Raw genomic sequence first — 13,750 nt, forward strand, 5'->3', positions numbered from 1 at the left:
GGGGAACGAAGATGAAGGCAACAGCCAAAGCACATACAAATATTGCCTTAATTAAATACTGGGGTAAACGGGATGAGTCATTAATCCTCCCCATGAACAATAACCTTTCATTGACACTTGATGGGTTCTACACAACGACTTCGGTCGAATTTCGTGAAGACCTCACCAGTGACAGTTTTTATCTTAATGAAAAGGCAGTTTCGGGCAAAGAATTTGATCGTGTTACCACTTTTTTGGATCTAATTCGCAGCTTTGCGGGTAGACCCAATTTTTTTGCCGATGTGCGTTCAACAAATCACGTACCCACAGCTGCAGGCTTTGCATCATCTGCTTCCGGTTTTGCGGCGTTGGCAGCTGCGGCGACTGAATCATTGGGCCACGATATAAGTGAACAGGAGCTCTCCATGCTTACCAGGCAAGGCTCCGGCTCAGCATGCCGATCGATTTATGGTGGGTTCGTGGAATGGGAAAAAGGTACGCAATCAGATGGTTCTGATTCCTATGCTGTACAGGTGGCACCTGAGGACCATTGGGATATTCGTGTCGCGGCGGTTGTTTTGTCTTCCAATACCAAAAAAATACTCAGCAGGGAAGGCATGAAGCGGACCGTTGAAACATCTGCTTTTTATTCCAGCTGGGTTGACAGTATTCCTGATGACCTGGAGCAAATCAAGCAAGGTATCAAAGATAAAGACTTTGAAAAGGTTGGAAGAATCGCTGAAGCAAATTGCCTGAAGATGCATGCCACTACCTTGGCGGCAAATCCCCCATTTACCTATTGGAATGATCGGACGGTAGCAGTTATGGATGCTGTCAGAAATTTGCGGGAGAATGGAGTTCCGGCATATTTCACCATTGATGCCGGTCCTAACGTAAAAGTTCTTTATTTACCGGAAAACGAGGAAACGATAAAAAATGCGCTCCGTGACGTACCTGGTGTAAATGATGTAATTGTTAGCCGTTCAGGTCAGGGAATAACGTATCTTTAGGAGTTGAATTTTTTTGCCTACTACAATAAAAGTGCCCGGGAAATTAATGATTGCAGGGGAATTTGCCGTACTCGAACCTTATTATGATTTAGTTGTAATGGCGGTTAACCGGTATGTTTATGCTACATTAGCTGAAAACGATGAAAATCGTCTTTCGCTGGAGACATTTGATTTAAGTAATTTAGCGTGGGAGTATGAATCGAATGCCGTAAATATAAAGACAGATGACCCACGTGTACGGTTTGTGGAAGATGCTATGACAATAGTCTGTACCTATTTACGGGAAAATAATATCGTGCCGACTCCGTTTCACCTGACCGTTAAAAGTGAATTGGACGATGTTTCGGGGCGAAAATATGGATTAGGATCTAGTGCCGCGGTGGTTACTTCGGTAGTTGCCTCTATTTTAAAAAAATTCCTTCCTGAAGGTCATTCTGCAGGTTTGATTTTTAAACTGGCAGCCGTTGCCCATGTCAAAACACAGGGGAGCGGGTCAGGAGCTGACGTTGCTGCTTCCTCATATGGCGGATTTTTGCAATATGCATCATTTCAGGCGGACTGGCTGCAGAAGGCATATAAAAACACGGACTCTGTTACTCAATTAGTTGAAGAAAAATGGCCGTATCTCTCTTTAAATCCAATCAAATTGCCTGAAAATGTACATATGTGTATAGGCTGGACAGGAACCCCGGCATCAACCAGCAAACTGATAACGAAAATTAAGCAGCTTAACATAGACAATCCCAAATTATATGAAGCATTCCTGACTGACAGCCAAACAGCAGTATCCACATTCCTGAAGGGGATCTCTGAGGAGGACACTTCACTTATTTTTAAAGGAATAAAGCAGAACAGACATGCATTAGCAGCGGTCGGTCAAAACGCCAATGCAGAAGTCGAAACACCTCTATTAAAAAAGTTGTGCGATCTTGCTGAAGCATACGGTGGAGCAGGAAAGCCATCAGGGGCAGGCGGTGGAGACTGCGGGATTGCATTTCTCCCGTCCCGTGACAAAGCTGAACAGCTAATGAAGGTATGGGAACAGGCAGGGATTAAACCGTTGGATATCGTTACCTCACAAAACAGGAGCGGTTGAAATATAAAAAGCAGGATTGACTAATAAAAGCCAATCCTGCTTTCTTTATGCCAATATTTTCTCAGCTATTTCAATCCGCTGCATCTCAACGGTTCCGGTATAAATCTGGGTGATTTTCGCATCACGCATCATCCGCTCAACCGGATAATCTCGTATATAGCCATAACCGCCGAATAGTTGGACAACCTCTGTCGTTAACTTCATCGCCATTTCTGATACATATGCTTTACACATCGACGAAGCAATACTGTAATCTTCCCCTTCTTGCTGCAGGGTGGCAGCCTGGTTAATTAATAGACGAGAAGTCTCTAACTGGATTGCCATATCGGCCAGTTTGAACTGAATGGATTGAAAGTCCTTTAAAGCTTTACCAAACTGTTTTCGTTCTTTAACATAATCCAACGCAAGCTGGTAGGCACCTTCTGCAATTCCAAGCGCCTGTGCACTCATAGCGAGGCGGCCACCCTGGAGTGTCCGTTTGGCAATTTTATAGCCGTCTCCTTCTTTTCCAAGCAGATTTTCAGCTGGTATCCGGCAGTTATCAAAATTTAAAGAGGAAACGACGTGACCGCGAATTCCCATTTTTTTCTCCGGAACCCCGGTAGTAAAGCCTTCTGTTCCTTTTTCAATGATAAAAGCACTTAAGTTCTCACCATCGTCACTGGTTTTATCGCCAGTCTGCATGAACACAACATAAATCCCCGCAGGCCCGGCATTGCTTGTAAACACTTTATTTCCGTTTACTATATAATGATCCCCATCTCTAACAGCACGGGTGGTTAATTGCTTGTAGTTCGAGCCATGATCGGGTTCAGTCAGACTGAATGCACCTAACTGCTCACCGGAAGCGAGAGGTGTAAGAAATTTCTTCTTTTGTTCCTCGGTTCCGAATGTGTAGATTGGCCAACTGGCAAGCGCAGTGTGAATGGCTAAATCAGATCCGGTTGCACCACATACTTTGGATAATTCCTCAACGGCATTGATGAACGTTACATAGTCCATTCCCGCACCGCCGTATTTTTCAGGCCATGGTATTCCAGTAATCCCTTGTTCAGCCATTTTGTGAAACTGGCCCCAATCAAAGTACTCTTCTTCATCACGCTTGGCTGCAAGCGGGGCGATTTCATTTTTTGCAAATTTCTTTAGCATTGCTGAGATTTGCATTTGGTCACGTTCCAATACTAATGTATCCATACGTATCACCTCATTGATAGAGTAGTGTTAATGGAAATAGGGATGTCGTATATCTTTATATAAAATGAATGAATACTCATTCAGTGCATGTCTTAAAAAAATAGAACCTTTTTTGAGTCCACCTCCAGTAAATTATATTTCTTTCATATTCATTATAACATAAAACGCTTTCAACTGTTAGAAATTATTTGAACAATGTGTGAATGTATATATATACATTTTTTTGTCAGGTTGAGTCATTCCCCGTTTTTTGTCTAAAATAAACGATAGAGGAGGCGCTTTCATGAAGAAAAATATGTCTATTATTGGCGTGCCGATGGATCTTGGACAAAGCCGCCGCGGGGTAGATATGGGTCCGAGTGCAATTCGCTATGCAGGTGTTATCGAAACACTTGAGAATTTACAATACAGTATTAACGATTTGGGTGATGTGCAAATTTCCCGCCCGGACAGTAAATATGAGACACAGGAAGATAATTTGCGGAACCTGCAGCAGGTTGCTGAAGGGAATCAGAAGCTTGCAGAAATGGTTGACGCGGAAATTAATAAAGGCCGTTTCCCATTGGTTTTGGGCGGTGACCACAGTATTGCAATCGGAAGCTTGGCAGGTATAGCAAAACACTATGAAAATTTAGGTGTCATCTGGTATGACGCACATGGTGATTTAAATTCGGGTGAAACATCTCCATCAGGAAATATTCACGGGATGCCGCTTGCCGTCAGCCTTGGTATTGGTAATGAAAAACTGACAAACATGCTTGGCTATCAGCCGAAAATTAAGCCGGAAAATATTGTGATCATCGGTGCCCGTTCACTTGACCCTGGTGAAAAAGAATTGATCAAAGAAAAAGGCATTAAAGTCTATTCCATGCATGAAATTGACCGCGTGGGAATGACAAAGGTAATGTCTGAATCAATAGACTACTTAAAAGAACGTACAGATGGTGTTCATCTGAGTCTCGATTTGGATGGTCTTGACCCTGAAGAAGCACCGGGTGTGGGGACACCGGTAATTGGTGGTTTATCATACCGGGAAAGCCATTTGGCAATGGAAATGCTCGAGGAGTCAAATCTTCTTACATCAGCGGAATTTGTCGAGGTAAATCCGATCCTGGACGATAAAAACAAAACGGCAACAATGGCTGTTGGTTTAATTGGGTCATTGTTCGGTGAAAAGTTGAAATAGCGGTATTGAAAAATAAGGCTGGGACAAAACAAAAAAGTGTTGCCAAAAGACGAACAATGCATGGGGGATAGCGGAGGGAATATACGTAGACTCCTGGAGGAGGAAAGGCATCGGTGAGACTCCGAAGTGCGCTAGCACGAGGAGGCTCACCAGCCGCCCCCCGGCTAAGAAGACACTGCGAAATCGTACTTTTTGAGCAGATGTCGCCTTGGTACCCGGAGGTGTGAAAGCGAAGTATATTCCCGGAGCGGTTTTATGCACCATTTCCAATATGTTCGGATTTTGTTATGGATAAAACACTTTTGTCCCAGCCCCATTTTATATAGGTACTTTTCGTAACTTTTGTTCTATTTAATTTCGTAGTTGATATAAACTGAGAGATAATTTTATATGTGTGTTAGCCCGCCGCTGAGAAAATACTCTTGGTGTTGCTATGCAAGAAATTCGATGAGGCACCACCACACGACATTCATCGACCAGGAAAATCTCTGGTGAGCCTTTCCGTGTTCGTTATACGTCGCAGTTTATATCTTTTTTATCAAAAACAACAAATAGTATTTATATATGATAAATGTTCAGCTTATTCCAGATAGACTTCCAATCTTTTTTTCTAATACGGTCTTCATAGATGGAAGCACGTGCATCACATTCCGCAAAATAGGGTGTCGGCTTTACCTCCATATTGACAACATCATCAATTCCACAAGGAGCTGTTAGAATAACATTTTCCCCCTCATCCAATTTCACTCCAAGTGCTGTTGCAGTTTCCGGGAATTTGGATATCGCATCCACTGAGGATGAATAGGGCGGAATGCCATTAGCAATGTGCATTCTCGCTTCATTTTTAACGGACCAGGGAATATCTGGAATAATCTTTCTTAATTCAGCTTCAAGATTCTTTTCAATCGGTTCATCCATCGTTGTATCGTCAAAATAGATGAAATCAACATCGGGGATTCTTGTTCTTTCGCTGAAACCGTGCAATGTATCCCAGATTTTTGAGCGAACGAATCCTGCACAGATCCACCAATCAGTTAAATTCAATGATTTTGCAGCTCTTAGAATCTCCATCATTCGGTCATCTTCTTCTATAATTTTTATGACATCCTCTTCCGATTTCAGCATTACCCGACCTCCTCAAAATATTGCAATTAATGCTATGATAATTACCGCAGTGTCTGCAATGATATGAACCAGCCAGGAATTATAAATATTACTGGACTTTTCATTAAGCCAGTTAAAAATTAACCCAATCGTAAATAAGCCAAATAACGCCAGCAGGAACAGCCCGATGTTAAACCACGTCAGGAAGATCGCTGTATGATAGATTGCGAACAGGAAAGCGGAATAGATATATGCAAACCGCCGATGATTATACTGTAAGTTCTTAAAGATAAATCCCCTGAAGAAAAACTCCTCCAGGAATGAATTTCCGAAAATCACATAAGTCCCAATAAATAAAAACGTTTCACTGGTAATGTTCTTTTCAGCCAGTTTTGCTCCAATTGCATCAAAGTCTATAAAATCTCTGAATGCAAAGTATGCTCCCAAAACTATTAGAAACGAACCGATACCTAATCCGACACTAACTTTCAAGCGTTTAAAGTCCATTTTCTGTGTTCCGAAATATGCAGGTCTTGTTTTGGTAATGTAATGAAAAATGAATACCACAATAAAAAATGTTACTATCTTTGTTATTGTTTTGTACAAATAATCAAAGACCAGAATTTGCTCAACGATAAATAATAGGATGATAGACAGTAAGCTTAATAACAGAATGAAATTTTTATGTTTCATATAAACACCTTTTAATAGATTTTCTATTATTGTAACATCTGCAAAAAATAAAAAAGACATTAAATTTCAATGTCTTTTTTACCCTGCTTTCTCTTTTATTTAAATTTTTTAGATCCCCTGATATTCATTAAGAAGGTCGTCCAATTGTTTGCTGGACTGAATGACAATGTTTGAACTTAAACCATGGATTTTGCTTAATGCAATCATCTTATCACGACATTCCTCAATTTTTTCTAATAATATTGATTTTTTGTCCACAAAAACGGCCTCCCGTCTAGTATAATATATTATGATGTTACCCATTTAATCGTCATTACTAACATATATTTAAATAAAAATATTTTTTTGAAACCTTACTGGGTGTTATTTCGTATGTAGAATACCGCCTGCAAAGCGGAGGTAAAATAATGGACTTGATAATTAAAGAGAAAATAAAACAGGTTAAAAGAGGGGATCAGGCCGCCTTTGAAGATGTTGTTTCATTTTATCAAAATAAAATTTTCCAACATTGTTACCGGATGCTTGGCAATCGGCATGAGGCGGAAGATATTGCACAAGAAGCTTTTCTTAGGGCGTATGTAAACATCCATTCATTTGATGACCGGCGTAAGTTTTCAACATGGTTGTATCGAATCGCTACCAACTTAACGATTGACCGAATACGAAAACGCAAACCCGATCACTATCTTGATGCTGAAGTTAAAGGGACGGATGGTTTGGATATGTACTCACAGCTTGTTGCTGATAATCGTTTGCCTGAGGAGGAAGTGGAAGGCCTTGAACTGCGAGACCATATACATCAGGAAATTTCTGCGCTTCCACCAAAATATCGCAGTATTATTATTTTAAGATATTTGGAGGAGTTTTCGTTACAGGAAATCAGTGACATTTTGGATATTCCACTGGGAACAGTAAAAACTCGAATCCATCGGGGACGCGAAGCACTCAGGAAAAAGCTTCGTCATGTGTAAAGGAGTGTGATCAACTTGAACTGTGAAAATGAAGCAATAGAGCTTATGCATAAATATTTAGATAGTGATTTAACCAAACAGGACGAAACGAAATTGCGTACGCACCTGGAGAGCTGTGAAGCTTGTCAAAAACACTTCCATGAATTGAAGCGCACGATTACGCTCATCCAAAGCACTGAACAAATTTCCGCACCGGCTGGTTTCACCGAGAATGTTATGAAAAGTTTACCAGCAGAGAGGAAACGCGTAAGATATTTGCGCTGGTTTAAGGCACACCCTGCTTTGACCTCAGCAGCGATATTCTTTATCTTTATGTTCAGTGGAATTTTTTCAGCCTGGAATCAGGAGGGTGAATTGGTTGTATCCAAACAGGAGAACCTTGTAATAAAAGGTGATACAGTTATTGTACCTGATGGAGTAACCGTTTCAGGGGACTTAACGGTTAAAAACGGAAACCTGAAAATAGAAGGTAATGTCGACGGAAATGTTACATTAATTAACAGTGAACTTGTGGACGATTCACTGGAAGGCTCAGGACATATGGCATCGGTTGGAGAAGTAAATGGAGAATTAAAGCAAGTGGATCAGATATTTGAATGGATCTGGTTTCATCTGAAGGATCTTTTCCAGAGTATTTTCTCACTGGGAGTAGTATGGTGAAGCAAAACAGTATAATCTTTATACAAAAAACCCGGGATGTAACCCGGGTTTTTGTGTTGATAATTAGACGGGCGCTTCCGCTTTTGGTTCATGATACAAGGATAAATGTGATATAATAAAAACGGCTATAATGTATAGATAGGAAGATACCATATGTGCGGAAGGAAGTGTGAACATGCTTGATGAGGGATTTGACATCTTAAATTTGTTAAGAATCGGCGTGGATATTACTCTCGTCTGGTATGTTTTATATAAATTAATCATGTTAATCCGGGGTACAAAGGCGATTCAGCTTTTAAAGGGAATTGTCGTCGTACTGGCCGTATGGCTGTTAAGTGAACTATTTGAATTACATACGATTCAATACATTACAAATAGGGCTATTGAATGGGGAATTGTTGTCATTGTTATTTTATTTCAGCCGGAACTCAGAAGGGCCTTGGAACAGCTTGGACGAGGTAATATTTTTTCAAGAGGATCAAGGTCGGAAGAAGAGATACTGGAACAGAAAATCGAAGCAATTGTCCAGTCCTGTACGTACATGGCCAAGCGTCGTATTGGTGCTTTGATTTCGATAGAACGCGAAACCGGTCTGGGTGATTATTCGGAAACAGGTATACCGATCAACGGTAAATTAACACATCAATTGTTAACGAATATCTTTACTCCGAATACACCGCTTCACGATGGGGCAGTAATTATTAAAGACGAAGATATAATGGCTGCTGCATGTTATTTGCCATTATCAGAAAGCCCGTTCATTTCGAAAGAGCTGGGTACAAGACACCGTGCAGCAATGGGAATCAGTGAAGTCACCGATGCGATTACAATTGTCGTATCTGAAGAAACCGGGAATGTTTCATGTACGAAAAATGGTGAATTAAAAAGAGATCTGGAGCAGGAAGAATTACGGAATTATCTTCGAGAAAATTTATCATTATCACTAAGGGGCTCCCCTGAATCAAAGTCGCGCAATCGAAGGGGGAAGGAGAATGGATAACTGGTTTAAGAGTAAATGGTTTGTCCGTGCTATTTCCTTAGCCTTTGCAATTGTCCTGTATGTATTTGTGCAGGTAGATACGGATGAGTTTCAAAATGATTCACGTATTCCAGACAGCAATGGTGATATACAGACAATCGAGAATGTCCCGGTAAATATACGGATTGATAGTGAAAATTATGTTGTAAGCGGTGTGCCGGAAGTTGCAACAGTTACATTGGAAGGACCGACCGCCACATTAAAGGCTGCCGCTCAGCAGCAGAATTTTGACATATTTGTTGATTTGGAGAATTTGGAAGCAGGAACACATACTGTTGATTTACAGCAGGCTGGTGTTTCGGAGGATCTGACAGTATATATTGAACCGAAAACGATTGAAGTAACAATTGAGGAACGCGCATCAGAGCAATTTGACGTAGCAGTCGACTTTATTAATACGGACAAGCTTCCTGAAGGGTATGAACTGGGTGAATCGCAAGTTGAACCCCAAAGTGTTACCATTACAAGCTCGAGGGATGTAATCGATCAGATTGCTATCGTTAAAGTCTTTGTGGATGTAGAGGGATTGACAGAGTCGATTGACAGCCGGGAAGTGCCTGTTAATGTTTACGATGCAAGAGGTACCGAATTAAACGTTCGGGTTGAACCGGAAAGTGTCGCTGTATCGGTTGAAGTTAATAATCCGAGCAAAACAGTTCCGGTAAATGTATCAACATCTGGAGAGTTACCCGAGGGGTATTCATTGGCTTCCATATCTGCTAATGTAGATGAAGTAGAGGTCTTTGCCGTAAGTGAAACGTTGCAGGACCTGGAAGAAGTTTCAACAGAGGATATTAATTTATCGGAAATAAACCAGTCAGGCACGATTGAAGTCGGACTGGCTCTGCCGAATGGTGCGAATGCACCGGATGCAGAGACCATTGAAGTTGAGATTGAACTTGAGCAGACGAAAACAATTGAAGATGTCCCGATAAGTGTGGAAAATTTGGATGATGGACAGGATGTATCATTTGTAGAGCCTGCAGAGCCATCAATGAATGTCACAGTTACCGGCAACCAGAGTGATGTGAGTAACATTACTGCAGAGGATATTCAACTGGTTGTTGATGCAGGGGGGCTGGATAACGGGGAACATCAGGTTCCGGTGTCCATTCAGGCACCTGACAATATTGAAGTAAACAACGAGTTTGAACAGGTTACGATTGAAATTACATGATTAGTAACAGGGTTGGGATTTTTGCTCAAAAGATATATGCACTACAACAACGCTCTCACAATTGGTTAAATGGATGTAAAGGAGAGGTACTACATGGGTAATTATTTTGGAACAGATGGAGTCAGAGGTGTAGCAAATAAAGATCTTACACCAGAATTGGCATATAAATTAGGACGCTTTGGTGGCTACGCTTTAACAAAAGGTATAGAAAAGCCAAAAATTCTGATTGGCCGTGATACACGAATTTCCGGCCATATGCTTGAGGGGGCACTTGTAGCCGGTTTGCTTTCTATCGGCGCTGAAGTTATGCGGCTTGGCGTTATTTCGACACCAGGTGTTGCGTATTTAACAAAAGCAACAAGTGCAGAGGCAGGGGTTATGATTTCCGCCTCACATAACCCGGTTGAAGATAATGGCATTAAATTCTTCGGACCGGATGGCTTTAAATTAAACGATGAACAAGAGGATGAAATTGAGAAGTTGATGGAAGAGGAGGATAATCTGCCTCGTCCTGTTGGGGCTGACGTTGGGGTGGTTAATGACTACTTCGAAGGTGGACAAAAGTATCTCTCCTTCCTCAAGGAATCCATTGATAACGATTTTGATGATTTAAAAATAGCAATCGATTGTGCACATGGAGCAACATCGAGCCTGGCAACACATCTGTTTGCCGATTTGGAAGCAGATATTGTTTCAATTGGTTCATCACCGGATGGTCTGAATATTAATGATGGTGTCGGATCAACTCATCCGGAAACACTGCAGGCATTTGTCGCAGAAAAGGAAGCGGATGTTGGACTTGCCTTTGATGGCGACGGTGACCGGCTGATTGCTGTCGACGAAAAAGGGAATATCGTTGACGGTGACAAAATCATGTACATTTGCGGGAAGTATATGAATCAAAAAGGCGTTTTACGTCACAGCACCGTTGTTTCGACTGTGATGAGTAATATTGGGTTTTATAAGGCTCTTGAAGAAAACGAGATGCGCAGTGACAAGACGAAGGTTGGCGACCGTTATGTAATGGAAGAAATGCTAAAAGGCGGCTACAACCTTGGCGGGGAACAGTCAGGTCACATTATTTTCCTTGATTACAACACAACCGGAGACGGTATGCTGACGGCAATTCAGCTTGTCAACGTGATGAAAGAAACAGGGAAAGCCCTGTCAGAGCTGGCAGGTGAAATGGAAATCTACCCGCAGGTTTTAAAAAATGTAAAAGTAACGGATAAACAAAACGCAATGACAAACCCGAAAGTTCAGGAAGTCATTGAAGCGGTTGAAGAAGAAATGAACGGTGAAGGCCGGGTTCTTGTCCGCCCATCCGGTACCGAACCACTTGTACGTGTAATGGTTGAGGCACCGACAAAAGAACAATGTGAAAAATATACCGATCAGGTTGCGACGGTAATTGATGATCTGCTTGGGTTAAAGGAATAGTCACATGCGGAACTGCTCTCTTGATGAGAGCAGTTTTTTATAAAAGGGGGTAACGACCTTGAATACAATCCTGATTGTTGATGATGATCCGCATATGAGGGAGCTTTTGCGATTTTATTTACAAAAAGAAGGCTATAAAACGGTTGAGGGTGATGATGGAAAAGCGGCATTGGATATTTTGGAGACGGAGCGAATTCAGCTTGCCATTGTTGATATTATGATGCCGAATATAGATGGATACGAGCTTTGCGGTGAGATCCGCAGTCATTATGACATTCCTGTAATGATGGTTACAGCAAAAGGAAACTTAGCTGATAAAGAAAAAGGCTATATTGCCGGTACCGATGATTACATTGTTAAACCTTTTGAACCGCGTGAAGTTTTATTTCGGATAAAGGCACTGTTAAGGCGTTTCCAAATGGCGAATAAAGAACTCATTCAGATAGGAAATACGGTGATTAACCGAAATAGCTATGAAGTAAAATCGGATGGCAAAACAATCATCCTCCCATTAAAAGAGTTCGAGCTGCTGGCACAGCTGGCCAATTATCCGGACCGTATTTTCACACGTGAACAATTGATTGTGCATGTGTGGGGGAACGACTTTATTGGTTATGATCGAACAGTTGATGTACATATTAAGCGTTTAAGAGAGCGTTTTTCCAGCGGGAACAGTGGTTTTATCATTCAAACCGTTCGCGGGAAGGGTTACAAACTGGAAGAGACAAATCGACAACCTGAAGGTGCAAAGTAATGCGAACACTGTATGTACGAATTATTGTCATTACAATGGTTATTATGATTGTGAGTGCCATAATAGCCTTTGCCGTAACGAATATTTATTATCAATATAATTTAAAGCCCGCGAATGATAAAAAGGTAACACATATTGCCGGGAATATTGTATCGATCTTTGAGCGTAACAGCCAAAGGGATATCCAAAGTTATCTGACCGAAATGACTGATTTGGGGTATAAATTTTACTTAGTTAAAGCTTCAGGACAAGCAAAAATGTATGGAGAACCATTTGATTCAACAGGAATGGAATCTTCTGCAGTTGATCAGGTGATAAAGGGAGAAATCTACCACGGAATTGCGAATTACCCATGGAGGCCTTTTGTTACAGGTTTTTTTGATAATAAGTTGAAGAATACAGTTGGTGTGCCAATAGATGTAAATGGAAAAACACATGCATTGTTTGTCAGACCAAACACAACACAGCAATTTGGTGAGATGCGCATGTTTCTTGCTGTTTTGCTTGTTCTTGTATTAATCATCAGTTTCCTGCTTGTACTGATCAGTACACGTTTTATTGTAAAGCCTGTAAAAAAGCTTACCGAAGCGACAAGAAAGATTGCAACAGGAAATTACCATATCAGACTGAATGTAAACCGTCGCGATGAAATTGGCCAGCTCGCTCGTGACTTTGCCATAATGAGTGATAAATTAGAGCAGACAGAAGAAAAAAGACAGGAATTTGTTTCTAACGTTTCACACGAATTTCAGTCGCCATTAGCTTCTATACAAGGATTCTCCCAGGCATTACGGGAAGAAGAAATGACAGAGATAGACCGTACACATTATCTTTCCATCATTGAGAAAGAATCCCGGCGACTGTCACAACTGAGCAAACAACTGTTAACGTTATCGCATCTGGATCAGGAAATGAATGAGATTAAAAAAATAAACGTTAATTTAAGTAATCAGCTAAGAGAGGTGATTGTCTCCACCGAATGGCTATGGCGCGAGAAGGAAATTATGATGGAAATGGGTGATATTGATTTTACGATCATGGCAGATCCGGAGCTGCTGCATCAGGTCTGGATGAATCTGGTTACCAATGCGTTACGGTATATGGAATCTGGTGGAACAGTGAAAATTGACGGAACTAAGGTTAAAGATGAGGTTCACATAACAGTCGAAGATAATGGAATTGGAATAGCACAAGCGGATATCCCACACCTGTTTGACCGGTTTTATAAAGTGGATAAAGCTCGTACCCGAACGGAGAACAGCACAGGACTTGGACTCTCCATTGTTAAAAAGATTGTTGAATTGCATAAAGGAACTATCATGGTAGAGAGTGAACATGGCAAAGGTTCCAGGTTCCATGTGACATTACCCGAAAAGTAACAGATCGTTCATCTTCTGTTCATATTCAATATGTATGCTGTAGATATTGATATGAAAGAGGTGAGCGA

General features: G+C 41.2%; 14 protein-coding genes. 10 read left to right on the forward strand and 4 right to left on the reverse strand.

Annotated elements, in window-relative coordinates:
• Positions 1–11: 11 nt before the first annotated feature.
• Together mvaD and G6R02_RS17900 are read left to right on the forward strand one after the other, a co-directional pair.
• Positions 12–989, forward strand: a complete 978-nt coding sequence (mvaD, locus tag G6R02_RS17895) for a diphosphomevalonate decarboxylase (protein ID WP_164670730.1) — start codon at positions 12–14, stop codon at positions 987–989.
• A gap of 13 nt (positions 990–1,002) precedes the next feature.
• A complete protein-coding gene (locus G6R02_RS17900; RefSeq protein WP_246202653.1) occupies positions 1,003–2,085 on the forward strand; it encodes a phosphomevalonate kinase in 1,083 nt (360 codons plus the stop codon).
• Between the two features lie 45 nt (positions 2,086–2,130).
• Here the strand turns inward: G6R02_RS17900 and G6R02_RS17905 are convergent, their stop codons facing one another.
• Entirely contained in the window at positions 2,131–3,279 is a 1,149-nt protein-coding gene (locus G6R02_RS17905; protein WP_164670731.1) for an acyl-CoA dehydrogenase family protein, read from the reverse strand.
• 283 nt (positions 3,280–3,562) lie between these two features.
• Between G6R02_RS17905 and rocF the strand changes: the two genes are divergently transcribed.
• Complete coding sequence (rocF, locus tag G6R02_RS17910; protein ID WP_164670732.1) at positions 3,563–4,465, forward strand: arginase; 903 nt, start codon at positions 3,563–3,565, stop codon at positions 4,463–4,465.
• A 558-nt stretch (positions 4,466–5,023) separates the two neighbouring features.
• Here rocF and G6R02_RS17915 read toward each other — a convergent pair.
• From G6R02_RS17915 to G6R02_RS17925, 3 genes are all read right to left on the reverse strand, one after another.
• Positions 5,024–5,590: a nucleotidyltransferase family protein gene (locus G6R02_RS17915; RefSeq protein WP_164670733.1), complete on the reverse strand. Its 567-nt coding sequence runs from the start codon at positions 5,588–5,590 to the stop codon at positions 5,024–5,026.
• 12 nt (positions 5,591–5,602) lie between these two features.
• The gene (locus G6R02_RS17920) at positions 5,603–6,262 is read right to left on the reverse strand and encodes a CPBP family intramembrane glutamic endopeptidase (RefSeq protein WP_164670734.1); all 660 of its coding nucleotides are present in this window, start codon (positions 6,260–6,262) and stop codon (positions 5,603–5,605) included.
• A 108-nt stretch (positions 6,263–6,370) separates the two neighbouring features.
• A complete protein-coding gene (locus G6R02_RS17925) occupies positions 6,371–6,520 on the reverse strand; it encodes an aspartyl-phosphate phosphatase Spo0E family protein (RefSeq protein ID WP_246202654.1) in 150 nt (49 codons plus the stop codon).
• A 149-nt stretch (positions 6,521–6,669) separates the two neighbouring features.
• Here G6R02_RS17925 and sigW point away from each other — a divergent pair, with 149 nt between their 5' ends.
• From sigW to G6R02_RS17960, 7 genes are all read left to right on the forward strand, one after another.
• The gene (gene sigW, locus G6R02_RS17930; RefSeq protein WP_164670736.1) at positions 6,670–7,233 is read left to right on the forward strand and encodes an RNA polymerase sigma factor SigW; all 564 of its coding nucleotides are present in this window, start codon (positions 6,670–6,672) and stop codon (positions 7,231–7,233) included.
• A 15-nt stretch (positions 7,234–7,248) separates the two neighbouring features.
• The gene (locus tag G6R02_RS17935; protein WP_164670737.1) at positions 7,249–7,893 is read left to right on the forward strand and encodes a zf-HC2 domain-containing protein; all 645 of its coding nucleotides are present in this window, start codon (positions 7,249–7,251) and stop codon (positions 7,891–7,893) included.
• 175 nt (positions 7,894–8,068) lie between these two features.
• Positions 8,069–8,893 carry a diadenylate cyclase CdaA gene (cdaA, locus tag G6R02_RS17940; protein WP_164670738.1) on the forward strand — a complete coding sequence of 275 codons (825 nt, stop codon included), beginning with the start codon at positions 8,069–8,071 and terminating at the stop codon, positions 8,891–8,893.
• Positions 8,886–10,109 (forward strand): CdaR family protein, encoded by a 1,224-nt coding sequence (locus G6R02_RS17945; protein WP_164670739.1) that lies wholly within the window; start codon positions 8,886–8,888, stop codon positions 10,107–10,109. The genes cdaA and G6R02_RS17945 overlap by 8 nt, the downstream gene beginning before the upstream one ends.
• 93 nt (positions 10,110–10,202) lie before the next feature.
• Positions 10,203–11,549 (forward strand): phosphoglucosamine mutase, encoded by a 1,347-nt coding sequence (gene glmM / locus G6R02_RS17950; protein WP_164670740.1) that lies wholly within the window; start codon positions 10,203–10,205, stop codon positions 11,547–11,549.
• A gap of 58 nt (positions 11,550–11,607) precedes the next feature.
• Positions 11,608–12,303, forward strand: a complete 696-nt coding sequence (locus G6R02_RS17955; RefSeq protein ID WP_164670741.1) for a response regulator transcription factor — start codon at positions 11,608–11,610, stop codon at positions 12,301–12,303.
• On the forward strand, positions 12,303–13,682 hold the full coding sequence (locus G6R02_RS17960; protein ID WP_164670742.1) for a sensor histidine kinase: 1,380 nt from the start codon (positions 12,303–12,305) through the stop codon (positions 13,680–13,682). The genes G6R02_RS17955 and G6R02_RS17960 overlap by 1 nt, the downstream gene beginning before the upstream one ends.
• The last annotated feature ends 68 nt before the right edge of the window (positions 13,683–13,750 follow it).

Source organism: Virgibacillus doumboii, assembly GCF_902806455.1.
Lineage (GTDB): Bacteria > Bacillota > Bacilli > Bacillales > Amphibacillaceae > Lentibacillus > Lentibacillus doumboii.